Source organism: Brasilonema octagenarum UFV-OR1, assembly GCF_963888615.1.
In the GTDB taxonomy this organism is placed as follows: domain Bacteria; phylum Cyanobacteriota; class Cyanobacteriia; order Cyanobacteriales; family Nostocaceae; genus Brasilonema; species Brasilonema sennae.
In genome coordinates this window covers 70,673-94,898 of record NZ_CAWPKW010000099.1, presented here as the reverse complement: position 1 = coordinate 94,898, position 24,226 = coordinate 70,673, and the positions used below count along the sequence as shown (strand labels likewise).

Sequence of the window (24,226 nt, the reverse complement as noted above, 5' to 3'; positions counted from 1 at the left end):
GGTAGCTTGAGTTTTCCTGTGGGAGTGCAAAGAGGTGATGTATCGCTGACGAATGGTGCGGGAGTTAATGTTAGGTCAGGCGGTGGCGGTAGTATTGCGGTTAATGCCCGGAATTTAGAGATGACGGGAAGAAGTTTCCTCAGCGCTGGAATAGGGCAAAGTTTGGGGACAGTTGGTACTCAAGCGGGAGATATTTCGGTTAATGCTACCGGGGCAATAAACCTTAACAATAGTTCAATTGGTAATCAGGTGCTATCAGGAGCAAATGGACAGGGAGGTGATGTCAGTATCAGTGCTAGCACCTTGCGGCTTGAGAGTGGGGCACAGATAGGTGCTGGCACTAGTGCTGCGGGCAAGGGGGGTTCTTTGAGGGTTGATGCCCAAGATGTGCAACTGATTGGTACAAGCGCTGATGGTCAGTTTCCCAGTGCCTTGTTTGCTCGTGCAAATTTAAACTCAACAGGAGATGCAGGTGATATTACGGTCAAAACCAATACCTTGCTAGTGCGAGATGGGTCACTGATAAATGCTAGTACTTACGGTGCGGGCAAGGGGGGTTCTTTAAGGGTTGAAGCCCAAGATGTGCAAATCATTGGTAAAAGCCTTGATGGTCGGGCTGCCAGTGTTTTAACTACTGGTGCAGATTTTTACTCAACAGGAGATGGGGGTGATCTTACAGTCACAACCAATACCTTGCTTGTGCAAGATGGGGCAGGAATAATTGTAGAGAGTCGTGGAACAGGAACTGCAGGCAACATGACATTAAATGCTCGCTCTATCCGTTTAAACAACAATGCCTCACTCAGCGCTAATACACGCAGCCCTAAAGTTGACCCTACTAGGGAACAGGCGACAATTAACATTAACTCACAAGATTTGATCATCACTCGCAATAGCAACATCATCACCAACGCCACAGGAGAAAACGTTATCGGCGGCAACATCAATATTAATACCGATGTCCTGGTTGGTTTTCAAAATAGTGACATCAGCGCCAACTCGGATAACTTCCGGGGCGGAAATGTCAGAATCAATACTCAAGGTATCTTTGGCATTCAGTTTCGGGAGGTCGCTTCTCTTCAAACAAGTGATATCACCGCCACCGGGGCTACTCGCGAGTTAAGCGGTAATGTGCAAATCACTAGACCCGATCTAGATCCCACTTCGGGATTAGTAGAATTACCAGTCAATGTCGTAGATCGTTCTGGCTTGATTGCCCAAGGTTGTCCGGCAGACCAAGGTAATTCTTTTGTCGTCACAGGTCGCGGTGGCTTACCGCCCACTCCAGAACAAGAACTAGACGATGACGCCGAGTGGCAAGACCGCCGCCGCCTAACAGTGCAACAGCAGATTGGACAGACAAAACCCCATACTGAAATCACTACTCAGACTTTACCTACCAAATCCGACACTCCAATTATCGAAGCCACCGGATGGCAGATAACTCCCAATGGAGACATCTTTCTAGTTGCCTCCACATCTAACCCTGCCGTGCACAATCCGCGAAATCAGCCGGACACCTGCCAATCAAGGCAGTAAACTGCATCAACTACCCAGACATGATATTACGCATTTGAATGCAACTTGGTATAAGGGGATGCGATACGCCTTCAAGCGTCTGCGCGGAGTGCAGATCGCACTTTCACAAATTGGCAATTCCTCGCTTTAAAAGAATTACTGAATGAAAAATAGAGAAGAAACTTGACAGAATTTCTTAAGTTTGCAATACCCTCAATGAGCAAGTTTTTTGATGCTTATTGTTAAATAATATGATCTATTTTGCTAAATTAAGTTATTGGATATTAGTATAATTTTGTCTAATAACAAATTAGGCAATTACGCGGTTTAGTTTTTGAACCTAACACTACTCATAATTCCCAGGACAGTAAAAATGAACCCAAACAAAGTAAACTACAACGGCAGATTTGAAATAAATGACCTGATTGATGATGCCGTGAAGAATGCAGTTGAACGACGCAGCCAAGTTATAGATTCAGAAGATGCTTTGTTGGTTTTGGCTGAAACAGAAGCACAAAGCATTCTAGGTGGTGCGGTGGCAGAACTTTCTAAATCTAGTATTTGTTTACCAATTATAACTGGTAAGATAGCAGTTCCTCAACCAACTCCCAAACCTGTTTGTCCGCCGATTGTACTTGGGATAATGGTTGCTCCTGACTACCTAAAAGACTCAGCCTCAAAAGCATAATCTTCGAGCCTTAACAAAGATACTCTTCGCTGGAGGTTCGATTGATAGAAAACATTGCGACTGAGAATACTACACTTTGCCCCAGCGCTAGACCAGAATCAGGAGATAGTGTTGTCTTTGGTGTGGTCAGTGGGACGGTGGCACAACCCCGTATAGCTTATCTCAAGCAGCCGCAGCCTGTCACGGATGAACTAATAGCAAAGTCTAGCCCTGCTACACCAGCAGAAATTTTTCGGACGGCAGGACGCTGTATAGAATCGGGCTGTATGCATTTTGACGGTAAAGATTGTCGTTTGGCACAGCGAATTGTAGAGAATTTATCTGTAGTGACTGAGGAACTTCCACCCTGTTCTATCCGGCGAAATTGTCGTTGGTGGCAGCAGGAAGGTAAGACAGCTTGTATGCGTTGTCCGCAAGTTGTTACAGATACCTACAACCCGTCTCAACTCATACGAGATGTGGCGAAACCGACTGCCCTTTAGGCAAAGCTTCCATCTGTAGTAAAGTCCTTTGACACTCGCTAAGCCCTATGTCCGAAGGACATAGGGCTTAGAGTTGACGGCTAGTCATGATCAACTCGTCAACGTACAGCAAGCACATTAACAATTTCTGGACAATACGACTTGATTGCCTGCTCAATTCCTTGAGATAAAGTCACAGTTGAAGTCGGACAATTACTACAAGCTCCAATTAATTTGACTTCAACTGTATCTGGTGGTTTAATATCCACTAATTCCACATCACCGTTATGACTTTTTAAACCAGGACGGACTTCATCAAGCGCTTGCTGAATACGTTGCGTTAGCGGTGGTATAGGAGGCTTTACAAGTTCGTGATAAAGCAGCACTCCATACACAACTTCGTCTTTAACAGCATTACGTAAAGCTGGCATGGATTCTTGCTTCACAGTCTTAATTAAACGTGTCAATGCCTCTTTGTGTAATGCTTCAATGGCTCGTTTTAAACCTACGACGACACCTCTGTAAGTTTCATCCCACTCAGAGATAATTGCCTCATAACGGCTGATTTCTTTGACTAATTCTTCAAGTGTGTCATCGGTCATTGTTCCATTGCCAAATAAATTCCTTCAGACATTACTCAGGACTTAAAATGACTAAAAACTCATTTTGCTTTGAAGTCTTTGAGGATAAATTGAAAACTGCTGTCAAAAAACTTTTTGTTGCAATATCCCAATAGTAAACCCAAAATACTCTATTAATTGCTAGTTTATATTTTATTAGAAATGCTTGATATCAGGTTAAAGTTAATTAATATACTATTTTAATATGATTTTTTATACTCTTAAAGTCTTTTCAAGAAGTGAAGAAATTATTTACTGATGCAGATTCATTACAATAAGATAAATAAACAAACATGTCTTAACTAACTTCTTACTCCTATAGGAATCCGGTTTGATTTGGTGAATCACTCGTAGAGACAGAGAACGCTTAACAGGGAAGAAGCAATAAAAGTATACCTCGGTTCATCAAAAATAAAATATGAGTCCTATATAGATAAATTTTGAGTATAAAATTTTTCTGTTATGTGATTATTTTTGATGTAATTTTTAAATTCATCAAATAACTTAAATCTATTGTCAAAATCTCATCATTTTTTCTAATTTTGTAGAGCGTAAAACAAAAAAAATACCTCAGAATTAATGCTAAATGTGAAGACACAGAAACAGCTAAGATATCCACACGGTTTTCCTAAGTCTTACCCGTTTAAGTTACTGGCGAACATCAGGGCAAACCCACAAGACTGTCATTAGTCATTAGTCTTTTGTGGTTTAGTGGCTCATGACTAATGACAATCCTCACAATACGGTCTACAAGTTTATTGAACTGATAAAATCTTTAGAAACTCAGTCGCCACCCAGCCCTCAGAAGCAACCCATTGGTTAGATTTAACCTTAATCCAACGAAAACCGTTACTATCTTTACCTTCACCGTATACAGAGACTCTTGACCCATTGGGAATCTTACCAAGTTCACGAGCACTCGTGCCCGGTTGTTCCCGAACATTCAGACCACTCGAAGCATTGATAACAACCACGTCTGCAACAGAACCAGATGTTTCTGGTTGGATATTGACGTGGTTTTTAAAGACATACCAAGTGTCGAATTGAGAACATCCAGGATTTCCAAGTTTATCAAACAGAGTGACTCTATAGTGGTCTTTGTCTGCCTCTACTCTTTCTTTAACTCTAAAAGACCTGCCACTGCTGACATTAAACTTCTCACAAACTCCCAGATCACTTGAGTCCTTAAGACTCTGTTTGAAATTTGTTCCTTGTGAGTTTGTGACTTTCAATAGATCTGCCATTGACGTATCTCCTTGTTAGATTTTCAACACCAATTTAAATGTTAGTGCCTTTTACAGAATACCCACACTGAGAGTATGAAAAGTGCTTCCCCTACTTAGACCAGGGCTGTTTCATCCCACAAGGTATAAGAGTTTGTCAATATCGTTGGATAGAAATCTGTAAGCGGAGGTGATGGAAGAATAACCATTTCGACGCAAAATATTCAGTGCGAGCGATCGCACAATTGAGAGATTCGCAGGAGCATTTCCCGTGCGTATAGTCGAGTTGTCTTCATCAAAAACTACATCCTTAAATGGCAGTCGCCTCAAGTCGGGGAACCCGCCCACAGCGCTGCCTCCCCAATGGAGGCGATTTTCAATTCCCCAATGTCCGCGAATCCCGCAGGCGAAATCAACTGCTGAACGTATAAGACTGCTTATATAATAAACAACTTGATGATACGGTTTGCCTGCACGAGTACCTAGTCTTTCAACCTTAATTAAAGACTTTAGCCCAGTCCATTGTTGATTAATGCCAGTTAAATCATTGAAAACTTCTGTGGTGCGTGTTGTAACTCGATTTCGAGTTCGTTCGCTTGCGATATAACGACTTGTCGGTCTGGTGTTAGCTGTGTTGCGTTGAATCTGACGATGCAAGTTTTGTTGATTGCCTTTGACTGCAATTACGTAGTCGTTACCGGTGTCAATAATTAATTTGCAAGTTTTTTTTGGCAATGTAGAGCGTCCAAGCTAAATACAGCACCTTCGATGTCTAATGCTGCAATCAGATTTTGAACGGTCGTAATTTCGCTACCTTGCTTATTTTCCAATTTGTCCATACTTAGAACTAGTCCTCTATGCTGTGCAAATACGGAGACAATGCTCACAAAGTTTTGATACTCACTTTTATAGTCTTGGACTGTCCCTTTAATACTTTTACCATCAATCCCACACCACTCTGATACCTGCAAATCAACGTAGTTTTGTGCCCACTGATTGAAGGTCACGGCAAGTGTGTCAAAGTCTATTCCCATGAGTATGCGTCGGATTGTTGAGTATGAAGGAACACCGTGTTTTTGTATTTCAAACTTTTCAATCAATATCCGACGATGCCTTTTTACAAAATCCCCCCATGCACGATAGCCAACATACCCGCTCATAGTTCCCATAATTACAAACAACAATACTAACCACAGTGGGTGTCTTCGACCGTCTTTTGTCCGAAAGTCTTTGACTTGCCGCAGTTGTTCAATCAGATTGGCATCCATTATTTTTCATCCCCTTGATGCTTGCAATTTTACATCTTTTAGAGGATGAAACAGCCCTGCTACTTAGACGTATTCAAAGGTACAATAGTTCCAGCGTCAGTGCGGAAAAATCTCCACACTCGTCATAGTTGACAAGCAGTTGTTGCATCTCGGAGGCTTTCACTAACCAGTTAGCTGCCGTAAAGGAAGTGCCAACACTCACTTTGCCTGGACAACTGATAGAAACGCCATCAGGCAAAAAGAAAGTTTTGTGTCCTTCCCCAACCCAGTGTAACTGAGTCGCGACAGGCTGAGAAATTTTGAAATCTGGAGTCATAGTCACAGCAGTTCCTTGCCAATTACCGCTCAAATATCACTCTGGCAATTGATTGGTTTCATTTGACCAGTATTGACTAGGAAAGCCAGTACTATCTTCGCGAATATTTGCCGTTCTGAACAAACTACCAGCCTTATCATAAACGATACCTACACAATTTCTTAATTCCTGATATTTAAAAAATAGTTCAACGGCAAAATATGAATCTGGTTTCAACTTAGTTGAAACCCAAGCAGCATGACCTGATTCAAAGAAATTTGCCCTCATTGATTCAATTTCTGGAATAAAAACTCCATTAGATAAGCTATTCGAGAGTTGATTATATTGCCAACTTTGTTCTACTCTTCTGCGATCACTGTATGCGTAGTGATTCTTTTGAACGATTTCGGTTTCATTTGAATTACTCCGAAAGCTTCTGAGACTTTGAAACGATTCTGCCACCTCACCTTGGGGAGAGTATTTTGTCCAAATTCCATGCCAGTCACGCAAATGGTTAGTCGTGAAATTTTTCCAATTTTGATCTTTTAAATTCATAAAATATAAGTTCTTTGCGTTTATGGTAGTGTAACACTCAATTGTTTAGCTATTAGCCGTTAGATCTAAAATGCTCACAATCATTGGTTGCGGTAATCTCAATCGTAGTGATGACGCTGTAGGCGTACTCATTGCCCAACGCTTACAGCAATACCTTGCTCAATATCCTCTTCCTGATGTGCAAGTTTATGACTGTGGTACTGCAGGGATGGAAGTCATGTTTCAGGCAAGAGGTAGCAAAAAGTTAATTATTATTGATGCCAGTTCAACTGATTCTGAACCAGGGGCTATATTTAAAGTTCCTGGAAAAGAACTTGAAGCTTTGCCAGAACCCAGTTATAATTTGCATGATTTTCGCTGGGATCATGCTTTAGCCGCAGGTAGGAAAATCTTTAAAGAAGACTTTCCCGAAGAGGTGACTGTTTACTTAATTGAAGCCGAAAATCTTGATTTTGGACTAGAATTAAGTTCTGTTGTTCAACACTCTGCTGATTTAGTTTTTGAAGAAATAACTGCGATTATTAAACAGAGTAAAGAGTAATTACTGGTAGTGCGATTTTCAAAAAGTTTAGGAAGTTTTTCATACATTTATGTGAGAAGATTAGACTAAAAGAAGTTTCAAGTTTTGAAGTCCTTCACTAGATTGAGAATTTGGGAGGGGGAATTGACTGACGTCGTTGTGGGCTTAGATCTGGGTACAGGAGGAGTGCGGGCGATCGCAGTAGACCTACTACAAGGGCAAGTTATCGCAAAAGAAACCAGAAGCTATCCCCTGTTAATCCCACAGCCCGGTTGGACGGAACAGAACCCATCAGATTGGGTCGAGGCGAGTCTGGATGCCCTGTTCGATGTTGCTCAACAGCTAGATGGACACCGAGCGATTGCTCTGGGTTTGTCAGGACAAATGCATGGTATGGTTCCTCTGGATGCAGAGGGTAAAGTCATTAGACCACCAATTTTGTGGAATGATCAGCGCACTGGTAAAGCCGTTGATGCGATTGAAGCCACCATTCCCCGTCAGGAGTTGATCCAGCGTACTGGAAATCCGGCGATTACAGGATTTCAGCTTCCCAAGCTTGTGTGGTTGCGGACTGAAGAACCACAAGCATATGCTCGGCTTTGGCAGATTCTTTTACCAAAAGATTATTTAGGATATGTGCTAACTGGTGAGTCAGTGACAGAACCATCCGATGCGTCCGGTGTTGGGTGTCTGAATCTGGCGACTCGGCAATGGGATACGGATATTCTCAATGCTCTCAATCTCAACCCAGCGTTGTTTCCCCCAGTAATCGAGTCTACGGCGATCGCCGGACGGCTAAAATCAGAAATAGCCACCCGCGTGGGACTACCAGCCGGATTACCTGTGGTTGCAGGCGGAGGCGACAATGCAGCAGCGGCGATCGGTCTGGGTATCTCATCAAGCAACCTGAACCAGGGCAGTCTGAGTATTGGCACGTCGGGAGTTATCTTTGCACCGTGCCAGCGCCCAATTCCCGATCCAGAAGGTCGGGTGCATTTGTTCTGTCATGTGGATGGTGGCTATCATCAGCTAGGAGTGACGCTGGCGGCAGGTGGTTCTCTGCGTTGGTATCGGGATACGTTTGCAGCGAATGTTCCCTATACTGATCTGATGGATATGGCAGAGCGATCATTGCCCGGTGCTCGTGGTGTTCTATTTCTGCCCCATCTTTCAGGAGAGCGTAGTCCCCATCTCGATCCAGATACTCGCGGTGCTTGGGTGAATCTGTCATTGGCTCATACGCAGCCAGATATTATTCGTGCTGTTCTTGAGGGCGTTGCATTTAGCTTGCGGGAAGCATTGGAAGTTATCAGCGCGATCGCTCCCGTTCATCAACTCTTGGCAACAGGTGGAGGTGCGCGATCCAACATCTGGTTACGAATTTTAGCAGATATTTTGCAAACAGAACTCATTGCTCCCAAAGCTGAAGAAGGAGCAGCTTACGGAGCAGCGATTTTGGCAATGGTGGGGGTTGGTGCATATTCCAATTTAGAAGCTGCATTTAAGATTCTGCCGCAGGATGCGAGTGTGGTACAGCCGCAAGTAAATGCTGTGTATGAAGCAGGTTTTAAGCGATATAAGTTATTGTACGATGCCCTTAAAGCCGTTCGTTGACAAAACACCATCGCCTACAATACTTCAACATCAAAATTAGAGTAAATCTTCCTCAGTTAGCTGGGCTATTTTCATCAAAGCTCTCAAGGTTCCGACTTTCAAATCTTGATTTCGATTTCATATAGCAATTTCGACAACTTGATCTGTTGACTCAATTGCATAATGACTGTTAGCAACATCGAGCCAACCTTCAATAGCGTCCTTTAAATTAGCCATCACCTCCTCCATCGTATCTCCTTCAGTAATACAACCGGGAAGTGCGGGAACCTCTGCCCAATAGCCCCCTTCTTCTGCTGGATGAATGATTGTTTTGATTTTCATACACCTATCGAGTTACTTATTGGGGCTATGCTAACAATCATAGTTGTTTGCTCTCAACAGGGGTTGCTTAAATCAATAAGGATTTTACATTTTGGAATCCGAAAGCGGTTCTAAATTGGAAAAGAAGTCTGGATAAGGGTTTGGCGGTTTTAAAGCCAAAATTAGTCTAAACTCCAGTTGGTGGTTTGCATCTAGAAATTTGTAATTGTGTATGATGAAATTATGGAATGTAGGTATAAGCTAAAAATATGACAATTACTACCAACTTAAAAAAGCTCTATGAAACTGATAATAGTTTATGGCTAGAAGAAACTATTAAGTTATTAAAACAAAAACTATTTAACCAACTTGATTTAGAAAATTTAATTGAGGAATTAATTAGTTTGGGGAAAAGAGATTTAGCTAAAGCAAAAAGTCTTTTAAGGCAAATTATTATTCATATATTATTACTCCAATATTGGCATGTAGAATATGAAAGAAACTATCGTCATTGGCTTGGAGAAATTAAAACATTTAGATATGACTTAAATAATCATTTAACCACGAATTTAATGAATAAATTACAGGATGACTTAGAGAATATTTATCAAAGTGCGGTTGATTTTGTGCAAGTGAAAACCGATTTAATGATTTTTCCAGAAAAATGTCTTTACACTCTTGCACAATTATTGGATGATAATTATTTGCCTTAAATATATCAGTCTTATCTGATTTTTGTGAAATGGGAGCAGTACCAAGAGATGACCGCACTGTAAATCTATGCTGTAATTTGGCGATCGCTTTCTGTAAGAATCCATGCTGGAAGGGCGATCGCGCAGCGTCAAGCCTCCGGCTTATCGCGCTTGTTATGTGCCACCACGAGCTTCTCGCATCAATCTTAATATTGCTAAGAACGTTAAGCCGTTGTTGCGACAAAGTTCCTTAAAACTGGAAACTGAATAAATATTAGAAGAAGGAAACTCATTTAACCTAGTGCGATGAAAATCCCAAGGTGATAAAACCAAATAGTTGTCAACGTTTCCACCGATAAATCTGATACTTTTTGCAGCAGTTCTCTGTCTTTGCCTACTCTTCACAAGCAATAATGCCCCCAAAAGCTGCTTGTGGTCAGTAGGTTCGACATTAACCGGCAAGCAAATGGCGTTAGCATATTGAATAAATATCAGGTTTGATTTCTCCAGACAATTATCATTGTTGAATGAGATTTTAATTTTTAGCAAATTATCTTCGACCAACTCATTGTGTGATAGCCAATATGTGTATAGTGCTCTGATTTGAGCATCATCAATTAAAACTCCATTTGGACCAATTAAAGAATCCAGAATGGGTTTTGTAATGTTATCAATATCACCAACCTTATCTGTCTCCTGTCTCTCAACAGCATGTAGATACCAAGTAAAGTCTACATTGACACAACCAGATATTATCCATTTGAACTTTGATAATTCGCCCTGACTTAAATTGCATATTTGCTCTCTATAGGCTCTTTTCGACTGAACACTTACGATTTTTTTAAATGCCAAATTGATGTGAATGGCACTATCTGTAATTTCTTCAATTAAGTATTGTGTGTCGTAGCTACAGTTTTCGGTTTGTGTCGAGATTTTCATTTACACATAATTACGTTATTACACTGAAACTTTCCATCTGACTATCTTGTACAGGTTATTTATACAGAATTTTTATACAGAACACCCTTGGTACAGATATTATACAGAAACTCTCTATATAACTATCTCGTTACAGGGTATTTATAGCGGTTCTCGTTTGCATGAAGTACATTTTTCAACCTCACCCCCCAACCCCTCTCCTTAGTAAGGAGAGGGGAGCGTTTGCGTCAGCAAATGCGGGGTGAGGTGACGACTGTATTGCACCGAAGTGAGAACCGCTATATATAACAATTTTCCGTATATCATCCCTACACCTGGGTATTACCTAAAATCACAGGAATTTCGAGTCAAGAGAATTGCTTGATTCACTGGCGCGATTGCGCGAGGCGCAGTGCCAAAGGCAATCGCAGCAATTTTTAAATCCATCGTGCCAAGTCTGGGATATCACTCCTTCAAAGGCAACTAGTACTAAATTTTAGCAAGAATCGCTTGGGCAGCTGCTTCATCAGTAAAATGCATAACCACTTCGTAGCGACCTGCACGCCCACAGTGGGACATATTCCCAGTAATTGAAACAATCTTATGCTGGGGTTGGTTCATTCTTTGTCAACAGAGTACAGCGATCAACTCGACTAGAAGTGCTCTGACATTACCCTGCATACAGAAAGCTGCGACCGACTATACACCTCCAACCGCAAACCTCTTGTCTCTATTTTCTATTGCCCGCCAGTAATCTCCAAGTTAAACCCGGTAATATAACTTGCTTCCTCGCTCATCAGAAACGCTACCCCATTCGCCACCTCCTCAAGACTTCCCAAACGCCGCATTGGCACTGAATCGATCATCTGTTGCTCAACCACCTTGGGATTGGCATCAAAGTACTGTGATCCTACTGCTGCCTGCAATTCTGTTTGCCGCGTCCACATAAAACCGGGACCGATGAGCGCAGGAGACAGTGAATTCACCCGGATGCCGTAGGGAGCCAAATCTTTCGCTGCTGTCTGAGTCATTCCAATCACCGCGAATTTTGAAGCGCCATATGCCAGCATATTTGGCGGACTAACTACCCCTGCATAACTTGCGGTGTTGACGATCGCACCTCCACCTGCATCACGTAAATGCTGGGCAGCCGCCTTGAGAACGTGAAAAACGCCGACTACGTTAATGTTAATGACCTTTTGAAAATCGTCCTCGGGATATTCGTCCGTTTTGGCAAACACTCCTTGATAGCCAGCGTTGTTAAAAACATAGTGGATTTGCCCAAGCTGCTGAACAGCACCACTAAAAGCTTTGGCAACATCATCAGCAGCCGTAACATCACAAGAAAACGTAGCGACTGGAACGTTGTACTCTTTTAGTTCCTCAGCCACATCTGCCATCTTCGCTTCATTCAAATCCAGTAGGACTACACCTGCGCCATTAGCGGCAAAACGGTGTGCAGTTGCCTTGCCAATATCTCCCGCACCGCCTGTAATCAGGATGGTTTTGCCTGCAAACTGATAGGTTGCTTTCGCCGTCATAGTTTCAACCTTTTATTGAAGAATTATTGCAAATGCCCGTCATTGAAGTGGGATTGCTATGATTCTATTATTGAGGTTTTGCCCAAAAAAAGAGCATAAAATAAAAAATTTATTTCGTTCGATTTTTTACTTTATAAGGAGTCATGCGATGCGTATCCCCCGCTTCGCTAAAGTGTTGGCAGTATTCCTGGCTGGAGTCATGCTGGTGCAACTGCTACATGCTTGTTCACCGCGCTAGCAAACCGCACAGAAAACTAGAATCGCGCTCGCCACTGTTAACAACGGTGACATGGTTGTCATGCAGGGGCGACATCTATGATTTATTTTGCCTGGAGCGTCCGGTTAATTCTCATTTACTGATTCGCGGCACTCACAATCGACGAGTCAACGACGATGCAAAATACTTGCATTCGGCAATACAACAAATACAACCGCGCACTCGCCTACATTAATGTTTCTGTTCGATACACATCTACTTCTCCATGTCAACTCCTCCTACTGGACTCTTCCTTTACAACCCTACTCCCGCCTACTTTCGGTGAAATGTTAAGAAAGATCCGGGTAATGGATAGCTTTTAAGAGGATGTCTGAGAAGTTCTAAATAGTTGAAAATTAAGCTTGAGTAACGGTTGCGCGTCGCGCAACCGTACATCTTGTTGTGGGCGATTGCCTACGCCAGACCTAAGCGCCAAAGGCCACGCTGCGCGTTCGCTTTTAGCGTGCGCTTACGCTTACGCTTAACGCCTGCAAAATACGTGAAAGCTGATAACTAGCAACTTGGGTTAGTAATAGCATGGGTAATAATTGCGACGTTTTGCCCATGAAAAAAGTATAAACTGAGTATTTTACCTCACAAGCTTGTAGGTTAGTTTAAACAACATTGAAACGCTAAAACTAACTACTCATACTCATGCAACGCCCCCAACTTCCGAATCCCTGGCCAAATCGCAGCCACCGCCATCACCACGACAATCGTCCCAATTCCACCGCCTACCACAGACATGACTGGACCAAACAAAGCAGCAGTCAAACCTGATTCAAAACCTCCCAACTCATTCGAGGCGCTGATAAACACATTATTGATGGCAGCCACTCGACCGCGTAAATAGTCAGGTGTCCGAATCTGAACTAAAGTATGGCGAATGACAACGCTAATACTGTCAAGTGCGCCACTCAATGCCAACATCAGCAGTGACAGCCAAAACAAACGAGACAACCCAAAAATTATTGTGACCACACCAAAACCTACCACAGACCACAGTAAAGCTGGTCCTGCTTTGCGTAAAGGTGGCAGATGCGCTAGAAGTACCGCCATAATTAGTGCGCCAATCGAATGTGCTGCCTCTAGATACCCCAACTCCATTGGACCGACATGCAAGATATCCTTGGCAAAGATGGGTAGTAGTGCAACTGCACCTCCCAACAAGACGGCAAACATATCTAGAGTAATTGCTGCTAAAATTACCTGATTCTGCCACACAAACTCAGCACCAGCAGCTAGTGCTTTTAATGATATTGGTTCCTTGGAGAGGGCTGTCTTTTTTTCTCGAATTGGCACTATTAAAGCAAAACACAAAAGTGATGCGATGGCCGCCAATACATATACCCCTGTGGCACTTCCCAAAGCTGCGATCCCAAATCCTCCCAAACTTGGTCCAATGACTGTTGCTAGCTGAAAGCTAGTACTATTCCAAGTGGCAGCATTAGTAAAAGCACTTGTTGGTATTAAATGCCACATAAGCGCATCGCTGGCAGGCTTCAAGAACGCCCTAGCTACACCTGTAAAAAACAAGCAAGTATAAACTAAAACTATTGCGCCTTTACTATAGGAAACAACCGCCAAAGCTAGCGAGCAAAGGACTAGCAGCATGATTGAGAGTAGGGTAGTGTGTTTGCGAGCACGGCGATCTGCTACGTGTCCGGCAACCAAAGTTAAGGCAATCATCGGCACGACTTGCGCCAGCCCAACTCCACCTAACGCCAGCGCTGAACCAGTACGCTCGTAGAGTTCCCAGCCAATTGCCACAGTCTGCATTTGTGAACCCGTGAACAGGAGTACGCGCCCAATCGTAAATAATCGATAATCTCGAAACCTCAAGGCTGCAAAGGGATCGTGTTTTACAGCCTCAGTCTTAAGGAGCTTTTTTAACTTCGGATCGGTCGAAGACATGTTTAAGTAGAGTCAACCCTTCTTCAATGTGTGCAATTTCCTCTGCTGTCAGACCTTCTAACAAGTCTGCAATATGAGCGCGAGTTTGGGCGAGGGTTTGCTCAAGATGGTGCTTGCCCTCATCCGTGAGATTGAGAACCACCCGCCGTCGCTCTTGGGGATGGTCGCTGCGTTCAATAAAATGACGTTGTACTAGGCGTTCTGTCGTTGTGGATGCAGTAGCACAAGTGACACCTAAATGTTCCGCAACTTCCGAAACAGAGGTTCCAGGATTGCGTTTGATAAATAGCATCGCCCGTAATTGCGGTATAGATAGAGACGCGACACTGTTCTCACGCATATCCGCTCGGATAAACCGCATCACCAATGGAATCGTATCCATGACTTTAACGGCACATTCTTCAGAGGGTTTACCGAGCTTCATGGGATTGTTTTTCTCCTGATTACATCGCTACCCGTGGATAGAGTCGTCCACAGATAATTGTTAAGCCTATCAATGTTAGCAAGAGAATTGTACAATCCAGACCAAATCCATAGAGACTGGAACCATTTACTAGCATTGTACCCCGTAAAGCATCAACTTGATAAGTTAAGGGATTGATACTGGAAAGAATATGCAACCATCCTGGCATTAGTGATAAGGGATAGATGGCGTTACTGGCAAAAAACAACGGCATAGTTATTAATTGTCCAATTCCTGTAAATCTTTCTCGACTTTTTACCAGACAACCAATGATGAGTGAAAAAACACAAAAACAACCCGCCCCTAAAAGCACAATTACGAGTACTTGGAGTAAAGCCAAAGGATTTAGATTAACATTGACACCTAACAATAGCGTTAATCCGTAAATAATGACTATTTGTGGTAAGCACCGTACTCCACAACCGACGGCTTTACCCAACACCATCGCCGCACGGGGTATGGGACTAGCGAGCAATTTCTGCACAATTCCTAAATCTCGCTCCCAAATGAGTGTCATTCCACCAGTGAAAATTGCCACAAACAGCACACTCTGAGCTAAGATACCGGGAGCCATAAAGTCTAAATAAGATAAATTCCCTGTAGGAATAGCCCGAGTTCGGGTGAAAACTTGCCCAAAGACTAAAAGCCATAATGCAGGCTGTACACCTCGGATGAGCAAATCGCTTGGATCGTGGCGGAGTTTGCGGACTTCTAGTTCAGCTAAGACAAGAGTTTTGGTAACTAATTGTGAGAGCGCATAGATAAAACTTTCTCGCCGATTAAGTCGTGGTTCAACCCAACCGTCGAGCATTACGTCTGGTTTTTGCTGTGTCACGATAACTAACTCCTGACGCTAATTCGTCCCCTGTATACTGAATAAAAACATCATCCAAGGTGGCGTTTGGTTTTCCTAAGGCAGTTTTTAAATCGCTGGGTGTGCCAGTCGCAATTACTTTGCCCCGATTCATAATTGCTACCCGGTTACACAAACTATCAGCTTCTTCTAAAAAATGGGTAGTTAAAAATATGGTTGTGCCATAATCTGCACGAAGTTCTTCCATAAGATTCCATACCTGGCTGCGAGCAACGGGATCGAGTCCGACTGTTGGCTCATCGAGAAACATAATCTGCGGTCGATGCAGGATGGATTGGGCAATTTCTAGCTTGCGAATCATGCCACCAGAGTAATTTCTCACCAAGCGATCGCTTGCTTCTTCCAAACCCATAAACGCCAGCACATCACGAATCCGCTCTTTGCGTTGTTTTGAGGGAATGTCATACAGTTTGGCAAAGATTAAAAGATTTTCATAGCCTGTAAGACTGCCATCAGCAGAAAGAGCTTGGGGTACATAGCCGATGACTCTTCTGACAGCACCTTGCTGATGAGTGACATCATAGCCAGCTATAGTTGCCCGTCCAGTGCTTGGCGGTAGCAGCGTTGTCAACATCTTAATGACTGTACTTTTACCTGCCCCATTTGGACCAAGCAAGCCAAATACTTCTCCAGATGTAACAGAGATATTCAGGGCATCAACAGCGGTGAACTTGTCAAAGCGCCGCGTGAGTTCCTGAGTTTCCAATATGACCGCAGGGTTCGGAAAGTTAACAGGCATTTCCAAGCGATCGGTTCTTCCCGTCAGTTTCGTCACAAGTAGGATGCACTTCCTTAGTGGTATATTTAGGTTATCTAATTATTAGTTTCTCATTTATTATGTGGAAGTCAAGAGCTAGTTTTTTTTGGTTGACATGCAACCAATTAGTTGCATAAAATGATAATATGGATGCAGTGTTCAAAGCGCTTGCCGATCCGAGCCGCAGGAAATTACTCGACCAGTTGTACAGCCACAACGGTCAAACATTAAGTGAACTGTGCGAACACCTAGAGATGACGCGGCAAGCCGTTACCAAACATCTAGCGTTGTTGGAGGCAGCGAATCTGGTTGTCACAGAGTGGCGTGGACGAGAAAAACTGCATTACCTCAATCCAGCCCCGATTCAAGACATTTACGATCGATGGATTCGTAAGTATGAACGTCAGCAATTAGAAGCATTAAGTGAATTAAAGCGAAACCTGGAAGCAAACACCAAGGAGCCATAACATGGATCAGCAAAAGTTCGTTTATGTAACCTACATTGCCACAACCCTTGAAAAACTTTGGGAGGCATTGACCGGCGAAGCATTCACCCAGCAATATTGGGGCGGCAGGCGAATTCAATCTGATTGGCAGGTTGGCTCACCCGTGCAGCATGTTAAGGAAGATGGCGAGTCTGAGTGGGAAGGCGAAGTATTGCAATCTGAACCACCTCATCGGCTTTCCTATACCTTCCAGTCGCCTGGCTTCAACGAAGAACGTCCGTCACGTGTGTTGTTCGAGTTAGAGCAAAACGGCTCAACAGTAAAGTTAACGCTGACTCACGATCGTCTCGATGCACAAGCTTACATGAGCATTAGCCGAGGCTGGAGCGCGACTTTGTCTAGTCTCAAGCGCCTGCTCTTGACAGGCGATGTACTAGCCTTGGCTGCCTGCAAGTAATGGAATCGCTAATGGGTCATTAGAGTTTTAATCATTCCCGATTCCCAATCCCTAATCCCAATTCCCAACCTTTGATTCTGATCTGGAGAAACTCGCATGATTCCTACCGTCATTGAACAATCGGGTCGGGGCGAGAGAGCCTTCGACATTTATTCTCGCCTGCTGCGTGAGCGGATTATTTTTCTGGCAGAAACGGTTGAGTCTGAAATGGCTAACCGAATTGTGGCGCAAATGCTGTTTCTGGAAGCCGAAGACCCAGAAAAGGACATTTACCTGTATATCAATTCTCCAGGTGGTTCTGTGCTGGCAGGTCTGGGCATTTATGACACAATGAATCACATTCGTCCGGATGTTTGCACAATTTGCTATGGCATGGCAGCCAGTATGGGCGCATTTCTACTCGGTGCAGGTGCTAAAGGCAAACGCAGCAGTTTGCCCAGTTCGCGGATTATGATTCATCAACCCTCTGGTGGAGTGCAGGGACAGGCAGTAGATATTGAGATTCAAGCGAAGGAAATTCTGTACTTGAAGCGGCAGATTAACCAGCGTATGGCTAACTACACGGGACAACCATTGGGGCGAATAGAACAAGATACTGAACGGGATTTCTTTATGTCCGCACAGGAAGCAGTAACGTATGGCTTGATTGATCAGGTGATCGATCGCCCTACTCTACCCATTCACCCCGAACTGAGGTTTCCAACCCAAGCGATCGCATCGCCGACATAGTACTTTTTGGGTTGGTTTGTATGGTCAGTTATGGGTGTGTGCGATGGAGTTTTGGACGGATTTAGCCCTTGATTTGATGCGACTAAAGCCCAACAAACTGACCTATTTTCACTTATGGTTTACGGGTTTACATGCTATGGCTCTTATTCAGTCAGCATTGTAGCCGTGATTAAGGTTATCCGTAGTTAACCACGTTGCGTAGCGGCTGCGGTTGAACTTAATTTTATGCAGCCTATGATCTGTTAGTTTGTATTAGATTACACTCAAAAGGACTTAGCCAATGCCGTCCGTCTCTGAACAGCAAATTATTGATGTCGAAGAGCGACTACGATTAGCCATGCTCTCTTCAGATGTCGAAGCACTGGATGAACTAATTTCAGCCGATGTCATCTTCACCAGTCACCTCGGTCAGGTCGTCAGCAAGCAGGACGATCTGGCGTTTCATCGAGCTGGCGTATTCAAGTTCCAAACGATCAAACCATCAGAAAGAAAAATAAAGTTTATTGAGGGGCTTGCGATCGTCTCAGTTCGTGTGCAGCTAACCGGCATCTTTGGTGAGTCACCGTTCACAGATGACCTCCGATACACCCGCATCTGGTGTCGTCGATCCTCCGGCACTTGGCAAATTGTCGCTGGACACAGTAGCGCTGTGCAGGAGAAGAGCTTCTTCTAAATTGCTAGTAGATCACGACAAAAATAATCAGCCAGCCTTCATGGTTGACTAATCAATGAACACGGCGACTCGAAGGGCTTGTTGCAAAGCGACACGCTGCGCGTTTAAAGTAGCGTCTCACCAATAGAGGTAGGCGATCGCTAAAATATGAGCAATTTTGTCAAAGTCTCCTGCTAATAATCTTTCAGTTAATCTACGGTAGCTGCTGTTTTTTCTTGGACTTGTTGTTTCGGGAATTCTCGATTGGCAATTATCTCACCAAACGGACTCATCAGCTGTGGTTCTACAACAGGTCTATTTTCTAAAGGCAGACGAGGAAAGAGTAATTCGGCGACGCGATATGCTTCCTCTAAATGGGGATAACCAGAAAAGATGAAAGTCTCAATCCCCAAATCTGCATACTCCAATATTCTTTGGGCAACGGTATCAGGATCGCCTACCAAAGCAGTCCCAGCACCACCGCGCACTAAACCAATTCCTGCCCACAAATTTGGGCTAATTTCCAAAGCTTCCCGACTACCTTGATGCAATTCTTGCATTCGGCGTTGCCCTTCCGAATCCATGCGGGCGTATGCTTTTTGAGTTTTGGCGATTGCCTCTTCATCTACATAGCGAATTAAATCATTTGCCGCATCCCAAGCTTGAGTTTCGGTTTCCCGCACAATGACGTGTAGGCGAATGCCAAAGCGAAGTGTTCTGCCTTGCGCTTCTGCCAGGCGACGAACTGCGGCAATTTTTTCAGCAACCTGTGCTGGTGGTTCACCCCAAGTCAAGTACACATCTACGTGCTTGGCGGCAATATCTTGAGCAATGGGTGAAGAACCGCCAAACCACAGAGGAGGATAAGGTTTCTGCACAGATGGAAAAAGTAACTTGCCATCTTGGATGTTGAGATAATCACCTTGGAAATTTGCAACTTCACTTGCTGCTATCTGCCGCCACACTGTTAAAAATTCGTCTGTTAGTTTGTAGCGATCGTCATGGGAAAGGTGCAAACCATCTCCCGCCAACTCTGTAGGATCGCCCCCTGTAACCACGTTAATCAACAAGCGCCCACCAGAAATGCGATCAAACGTCGCAGCCATCCGCGCTGCTACTCCTGGTGACATCAACCCCGGACGAATTGCCACCAAAAACCGCATTTTTGTAGTATGCGTTACCAGCGCTGATGCCAAAACCCAAGCATCTTCACAAGAACGCCCTGTAGGTAATAAAGCACCTGTAAAGCCCAAGTGATCTACTGCTTGAGCAATTTGCCGCCAATAATCAAAATTTACTGCCCGCCCGCCTATAGCAGTGCCGAGATAGCGTCCTTCTCCGTGTGTGGGAATAAACCAAAGTAGTTGCATAATCCCTATTTAATCTGGCTGCAAAATCGGATTGTGTTATTTTTACGGTAAGCTTATTTGTATACCGTAGTTTATCTGTTATCCTCAAATTATTGCACAGCTAAAGGAGTAAAGCAACACTTTTCACTCAAATAATACACTTGATTCATCTGCATATCGTATTTATTCCGTTCATGCAATATTCTTGAGTCTGGTTTAGACAAAGTTTGACGGATGTATATTAGCGACCAAAAGACTCTTATAAGTTATCTATATCAGTCCTAAATAATAAGAGGGTGAAACTCTGTGTTTCCTCCTCCTTTGTGACGGACATATTCCAAGGACGGGGGGGAATACCTACACAGAAGTGTCCTCTTCTGGAGCGCCTCTGTGATAGCCTGCGGCAAGCCATTTCGTGTCTACGTTTATCAAAAGTGTTTTTGATTTTTACATATAAAATTGCTGGCTATATGTCAGAAAAATTTGATAATTAGATAGGTATTTTTTCTATTCTGGAGGAGTTTATCAAGGATTATTTTAAAACCACGATATTTACATCGGATTTGTCGAAATTAAGCTATATAAAAGCCCAAAAGGCTTATATAGTATCAGTTCTTTTTGGTCTCATATTGTCTAAAGTGGCGAAATCAAAAACTCAAATTTAATTCCCTGTTTTTCACATGTAGAAGTGGAGTTTAAATTAATTTCATATGTTTTTTGCAAAACAGATACACAAAACTGTTTATCTGTTATAAATTTGTAGATATACAGCAACCAGCATAGTTCATATATGTGACTAGCTTGTTTGATGTTTATATGCCCAAACTGTAGAAGTTGATTTTGCTGACACTTATTAAAGAAAAATAAACATCTCTAAACTTTACTGAGTTTGGATAAATCAGAAATGGTTGCACTCAGCAACAGAAATTCTGTCAATAAATAAGTCTTACATCCTATGAATAACTGTATTATGAACTCAACTATTTCTCCTTCTACGATCGCTATCATTGGTGGCGGCTTAAGTGGTTCTCTGGTGGCAGCAAATATAATGCGAAAAGCAACCATGCCACTGTTCATTAAGTTAGTTGAACGCAATCAGGAAGTGGGCAGAGGCGTTGCTTACGGTACGCCAGTTGAATGTCATTTGCTTAACGTTCCGGCAGGTAAGATGAGCGCGTTTCCTGATGAACCAAATCACTTTTTGAACTGGTTGCATAGAAACGGACATGAAGAGGTAAAGGCGTCCACCTTCGTTCCACGTAAGGTTTATGGGGATTATGTGCAGGCGACTTTGAGCGAAGCAGAGGCAAGCGCTCCAGCTTATGTAATGTTAGAGCGAATTGTCGATGAAGCAATCGCCATTGAAAATAAAAGCGATAATGTCATCGTCAAACTGAGTCGCGGTGAGTCTTTGTACGTTCAAAAGGCTGTGCTGGCGTTGGGTAATTTCCCTGCATCTCTACCAAAACCAGTTGCGTGTGTGGAAAACCACAATAATAATATTAGAGATGCTTGGTCAAGTCAGGCGATTGCCGATTTAAACCCAGAAGATTCTATTCTATTGATTGGAAGCGGGCTGACGATGGTAGATGCTGTTGTTGCCTTGCACGCCAAAGGATTTCATGGAAAAATCCATGCTGTTTCTCGTCATGGATTGAAGCCGTGTAGTCACAAATCAACAATTCCTTATCCCACATTTATTGATTTAGAGACTGCACCAAAAACTGCACGAGAACTCCTGCATTTAGTACGTCAGCAAGTGCGAACAGCGGATGATCATGGACTTGACTGGCGGGCAGTCATCGATGCACTTCGTCCGGTTACTCAAGAAATTTGGCAAACACTCCCCTTAAAAGAACAAAAAAGATTTCTACGCCACCTCAAGGCTTATTGGGAAGTTCACCGCCACCTAATTGCCCCAGAAATTGCTGATGTGCTGGATGCTGCGGAGGAATCTGGTCAATTAAGCTACTATGCAGGACGGATTCAAACTTGTCAGCAGTTTGATCATAAATTAACTGTGAGCATTAGCGAACGAGAAACACAGGCAAAGATTGTTTTACACGTTAACCGAATTATCAACTGCACAGGCTCAAACTGTAATTACCGCTCTTTACAGCATCCATTACTCGCCAGTCTTCAAGAACAACGCCTGATTCGTCCTAATGTTCTATCAATGGGAATTGACACTGCTGTCAACGGTGCGCTGTTGGATGCAGATGGGAATACTTCTGAACTACTGTATACACTAGGGACACCGCGCAAGGGAAATCTTTGGGAAACTACTGCTGTGCCGGAAATTCGTGTTCAAGCCGCGAATTTGGCACAGGATTTACTGAAATCTCTCAATCCCATGCCTTATGCTGTTGTTGAAAATTGGTTTGCTCCAAAACCAGCCATGCTATTTCGTCAACTGTTTGATAAAGAGTCGAGTACCTACACATATTTGATTGCCGATCCACAAACTAAAGAAGCTATTCTCGTAGATCCTGTATCAGAGCAAGTTGAACGTGACATTCAAATATTACGAGAATTGGGCTTAACCCTGCGCTACTGTCTGGAAACTCACATCCATGCTGATCACATCACTGCGACAAGACAACTTAAGGGTATAACAGGCTGTCTAAGTATCATGCCTGAGAATGCCCAGACGACTTGTGCAGACAGCTATATTGCCGATGGAAAGATGCTACATATAGGCAATGTACAAATTCAGGCGATCGCGACTCCTGGACACACCGACAGTCATATGGCTTACCTGGTTAATAATACTCACTTGTTAACGGGAGATGCGCTATTCATCCGGGGCTGCGGTCGTACCGACTTCCAAAGCGGTGATGCTGGATTGCTGTATGACGCTGTTACCCAGAAGCTATTCACCTTACCAGATGATACCTTGGTATATCCCGCTCACGACTACCAGGGACAAACAGTGTCTACGATTGGTGAAGAAAAGCGCTGGAATCCCCGATTTGCTGGACACAGCCGTAGCCAGTTCATGATGTTAATGAATAACCTGAACCTGCCCTATCCTAAAAAAATGTCAGAAGCTGTACCTGCAAATCAACATGGTGGCAAAGTTTGAGTTGCATTGGACTACCCGATATAAACTACCACTACCTGTGCGCCCCACGTTAGGTTGGGTTAAACCTCGGTTGCTGAACACTCTTGCAAATCTTCCATTTCCAACGCGACTGATAGATTTCTGTATGCCTTTACTTCGATCACATTTCCACTGGGATCACTTAATAGCATCTTCGCTTGCTCTGCGTCGGTACCCACAAAAGAAACATTTGGCTTTACCTTGAACTGAACCCTCATTTTATCAAGACGATTTGCAAGAGCCTCCCAATCACTCCACGCCAAAACCGCGCCGAAGTGACGCACGCCATGCTTTGTCATCGCTAACACTTCAGAGGGTTGTTCGTGCAAAGTAATCTGAGCTTCAAAGAGAAATACATCAATCCACTTATCACGGACACGACCGATCTTGGCCCCGAAGGTGTTGACATAAAAGTTCTTAGATTCTTCGAGGTTTCGGACGGGAAAGGCAAGATGAAAGATTGGGTGGAACATCACGAGATTTCTTTTTGATTAAAGGGCTTGGGGCTTATGAACTACCACATACCTTTAAATTACTGTAAATCGATATATCTAAGATCTAGAATAATTGGGATTCCATTGCAACCAGTAATTTTCCAAGGCTCTGGCGATAACATCTGCTAATTTACCGAACAAAGCGTATAGCAAAATGCTCAATACAACAACATCTGTTTGCATAAATTCTCTGGCGTTCATTGCCATGTAACCAATACCAGAATCAGCGGCTATTGTCTCAGCAACAATCAGTGTCAACCACATGATACCTAAAGAAAAACGGACACCCACCAAAATAGAGGACAATGCCCCAGGAAGAATCATTCGCCAAAATAAACCCCAGGTACTTAAACCATAGACTTTTCCCATCTCAATTACACAACTGATACAGTCATTTCCAGGCATATCTGTATTGACGGTGCGATACGCGGAGCGTAAAGCCTCCGGCTTATCGCCCCCTTGGGGCGGCGTATCGCCGTAACGATAATTAAGCAACTCGGTAAAATTGGTCATAATTTT

General features: G+C 43.4%; 24 protein-coding genes and 3 pseudogenes. 11 read left to right on the top strand and 16 right to left on the bottom strand.

Features of this window, described 5'->3' with window-relative positions; all coding sequences use genetic code 11:
* The 3 genes and pseudogenes from AC5590_RS07910 to AC5590_RS07900 form a co-directional block, all read left to right on the top strand.
* Positions 1-1,539 (top strand): annotated as a pseudogene (locus tag AC5590_RS07910) (filamentous hemagglutinin N-terminal domain-containing protein); the annotation flags it as partial.
* Positions 1,540-1,891: 352 nt separating this feature from the next.
* Positions 1,892-2,206 carry a hypothetical protein gene (locus AC5590_RS07905; protein ID WP_169263579.1) on the top strand — a complete coding sequence of 105 codons (315 nt, stop codon included), beginning with the start codon at positions 1,892-1,894 and terminating at the stop codon, positions 2,204-2,206.
* Between the two features lie 41 nt (positions 2,207-2,247).
* Positions 2,248-2,688, top strand: a complete 441-nt coding sequence (locus tag AC5590_RS07900; RefSeq protein WP_211178303.1) for a nitrogen fixation protein — start codon at positions 2,248-2,250, stop codon at positions 2,686-2,688.
* A gap of 98 nt (positions 2,689-2,786) precedes the next feature.
* Here the strand turns inward: AC5590_RS07900 and AC5590_RS07895 are convergent, their stop codons facing one another.
* The 5 genes and pseudogenes from AC5590_RS07895 to AC5590_RS07875 form a co-directional block, all read right to left on the bottom strand.
* The gene (locus AC5590_RS07895) at positions 2,787-3,269 is read right to left on the bottom strand and encodes a NifU family protein (RefSeq protein ID WP_169263578.1); all 483 of its coding nucleotides are present in this window, start codon (positions 3,267-3,269) and stop codon (positions 2,787-2,789) included.
* A 773-nt stretch (positions 3,270-4,042) separates the two neighbouring features.
* The gene (locus AC5590_RS07890) at positions 4,043-4,531 is read right to left on the bottom strand and encodes an SH3 domain-containing protein (protein WP_169263577.1); all 489 of its coding nucleotides are present in this window, start codon (positions 4,529-4,531) and stop codon (positions 4,043-4,045) included.
* Positions 4,532-4,642: 111 nt separating this feature from the next.
* A pseudogene (locus tag AC5590_RS07885) lies at positions 4,643-5,778 on the bottom strand (ISAs1 family transposase).
* 73 nt (positions 5,779-5,851) lie between these two features.
* Positions 5,852-6,127, bottom strand: coding sequence for a hypothetical protein (locus AC5590_RS07880; RefSeq protein WP_348982682.1), 276 nt, complete (start codon positions 6,125-6,127; stop codon positions 5,852-5,854).
* Positions 6,128-6,130: 3 nt separating this feature from the next.
* On the bottom strand, positions 6,131-6,628 hold the full coding sequence (locus tag AC5590_RS07875) for a DUF3598 family protein (RefSeq protein WP_318563545.1): 498 nt from the start codon (positions 6,626-6,628) through the stop codon (positions 6,131-6,133).
* A gap of 70 nt (positions 6,629-6,698) precedes the next feature.
* Between AC5590_RS07875 and AC5590_RS07870 the strand changes: the two genes are divergently transcribed.
* A complete protein-coding gene (locus AC5590_RS07870; protein ID WP_169263574.1) occupies positions 6,699-7,169 on the top strand; it encodes a hydrogenase maturation protease in 471 nt (156 codons plus the stop codon).
* A gap of 123 nt (positions 7,170-7,292) precedes the next feature.
* Positions 7,293-8,762 (top strand): xylulokinase, encoded by a 1,470-nt coding sequence (gene xylB / locus AC5590_RS07865; protein ID WP_169263573.1) that lies wholly within the window; start codon positions 7,293-7,295, stop codon positions 8,760-8,762.
* 117 nt (positions 8,763-8,879) lie between these two features.
* Here xylB and AC5590_RS07860 read toward each other — a convergent pair whose 3' ends face one another.
* Positions 8,880-9,083 carry a type II toxin-antitoxin system HicB family antitoxin gene (locus tag AC5590_RS07860; protein WP_169263572.1) on the bottom strand — a complete coding sequence of 68 codons (204 nt, stop codon included), beginning with the start codon at positions 9,081-9,083 and terminating at the stop codon, positions 8,880-8,882.
* 248 nt (positions 9,084-9,331) lie between these two features.
* Between AC5590_RS07860 and AC5590_RS07855 the strand changes: the two genes are divergently transcribed.
* Complete coding sequence (locus AC5590_RS07855; protein ID WP_169263571.1) at positions 9,332-9,775, top strand: DUF29 domain-containing protein; 444 nt, start codon at positions 9,332-9,334, stop codon at positions 9,773-9,775.
* A gap of 153 nt (positions 9,776-9,928) precedes the next feature.
* On the opposite strand, the gene AC5590_RS07850 is transcribed toward AC5590_RS07855, so the two are convergent.
* The 7 genes from AC5590_RS07850 to AC5590_RS07820 all read right to left on the bottom strand — a co-directional run bounded on the left by AC5590_RS07850 (position 9,929) and on the right by AC5590_RS07820 (position 16,495).
* Positions 9,929-10,693: a RusA family crossover junction endodeoxyribonuclease gene (locus tag AC5590_RS07850; RefSeq protein ID WP_169263570.1), complete on the bottom strand. Its 765-nt coding sequence runs from the start codon at positions 10,691-10,693 to the stop codon at positions 9,929-9,931.
* Between the two features lie 468 nt (positions 10,694-11,161).
* On the bottom strand, positions 11,162-11,293 hold the full coding sequence (locus AC5590_RS07845; RefSeq protein WP_256379359.1) for a hypothetical protein: 132 nt from the start codon (positions 11,291-11,293) through the stop codon (positions 11,162-11,164).
* Between the two features lie 116 nt (positions 11,294-11,409).
* Positions 11,410-12,213, bottom strand: a complete 804-nt coding sequence (locus tag AC5590_RS07840; RefSeq protein ID WP_169263569.1) for an SDR family NAD(P)-dependent oxidoreductase — start codon at positions 12,211-12,213, stop codon at positions 11,410-11,412.
* Positions 12,214-13,111: 898 nt separating this feature from the next.
* Positions 13,112-14,383: an MFS transporter gene (locus tag AC5590_RS07835; protein WP_169263568.1), complete on the bottom strand. Its 1,272-nt coding sequence runs from the start codon at positions 14,381-14,383 to the stop codon at positions 13,112-13,114.
* Positions 14,346-14,807: a MarR family winged helix-turn-helix transcriptional regulator gene (locus tag AC5590_RS07830; protein ID WP_169263567.1), complete on the bottom strand. Its 462-nt coding sequence runs from the start codon at positions 14,805-14,807 to the stop codon at positions 14,346-14,348. Before AC5590_RS07830 ends, AC5590_RS07835 begins: the two co-directional genes overlap by 38 nt.
* 19 nt (positions 14,808-14,826) lie before the next feature.
* Complete coding sequence (locus tag AC5590_RS07825; protein WP_246163103.1) at positions 14,827-15,681, bottom strand: ABC transporter permease; 855 nt, start codon at positions 15,679-15,681, stop codon at positions 14,827-14,829.
* A complete protein-coding gene (locus tag AC5590_RS07820; RefSeq protein ID WP_169263566.1) occupies positions 15,638-16,495 on the bottom strand; it encodes an ATP-binding cassette domain-containing protein in 858 nt (285 codons plus the stop codon). The genes AC5590_RS07825 and AC5590_RS07820 overlap by 44 nt, the downstream gene beginning before the upstream one ends.
* 128 nt (positions 16,496-16,623) lie before the next feature.
* Here AC5590_RS07820 and AC5590_RS07815 point away from each other — a divergent pair, with 128 nt between their 5' ends.
* The 4 genes from AC5590_RS07815 to AC5590_RS07800 all read left to right on the top strand — a co-directional run bounded on the left by AC5590_RS07815 (position 16,624) and on the right by AC5590_RS07800 (position 18,782).
* Positions 16,624-16,944: an ArsR/SmtB family transcription factor gene (locus AC5590_RS07815; RefSeq protein WP_169263565.1), complete on the top strand. Its 321-nt coding sequence runs from the start codon at positions 16,624-16,626 to the stop codon at positions 16,942-16,944.
* Position 16,945: 1 nt separating this feature from the next.
* The gene (locus tag AC5590_RS07810; protein ID WP_169263564.1) at positions 16,946-17,380 is read left to right on the top strand and encodes an SRPBCC family protein; all 435 of its coding nucleotides are present in this window, start codon (positions 16,946-16,948) and stop codon (positions 17,378-17,380) included.
* Between the two features lie 96 nt (positions 17,381-17,476).
* Positions 17,477-18,109, top strand: a complete 633-nt coding sequence (gene clpP, locus AC5590_RS07805) for an ATP-dependent Clp endopeptidase proteolytic subunit ClpP (RefSeq protein ID WP_169263563.1) — start codon at positions 17,477-17,479, stop codon at positions 18,107-18,109.
* Positions 18,110-18,389: 280 nt separating this feature from the next.
* Entirely contained in the window at positions 18,390-18,782 is a 393-nt protein-coding gene (locus AC5590_RS07800; protein WP_169263562.1) for a nuclear transport factor 2 family protein, read from the top strand.
* A gap of 188 nt (positions 18,783-18,970) precedes the next feature.
* Here the strand turns inward: AC5590_RS07800 and ssuD are convergent, their stop codons facing one another.
* The gene (gene ssuD / locus AC5590_RS07795; RefSeq protein WP_169263561.1) at positions 18,971-20,131 is read right to left on the bottom strand and encodes an FMNH2-dependent alkanesulfonate monooxygenase; all 1,161 of its coding nucleotides are present in this window, start codon (positions 20,129-20,131) and stop codon (positions 18,971-18,973) included.
* Between the two features lie 949 nt (positions 20,132-21,080).
* On the opposite strand from ssuD, the gene AC5590_RS07790 reads away from it, so the two are divergent.
* Positions 21,081-23,195, top strand: coding sequence for an FAD/NAD(P)-binding protein (locus AC5590_RS07790; RefSeq protein ID WP_169263560.1), 2,115 nt, complete (start codon positions 21,081-21,083; stop codon positions 23,193-23,195).
* 59 nt (positions 23,196-23,254) lie between these two features.
* Here the strand turns inward: AC5590_RS07790 and AC5590_RS07785 are convergent, their stop codons facing one another.
* Both AC5590_RS07785 and AC5590_RS07780 read right to left on the bottom strand, forming a co-directional pair.
* A complete protein-coding gene (locus AC5590_RS07785) occupies positions 23,255-23,686 on the bottom strand; it encodes a VOC family protein (protein ID WP_169263559.1) in 432 nt (143 codons plus the stop codon).
* Between the two features lie 78 nt (positions 23,687-23,764).
* Positions 23,765-24,085 (bottom strand): annotated as a pseudogene (locus tag AC5590_RS07780) (ABC transporter permease subunit); the annotation flags it as partial.
* Between the last annotated feature and the right edge of the window lie 141 nt (positions 24,086-24,226).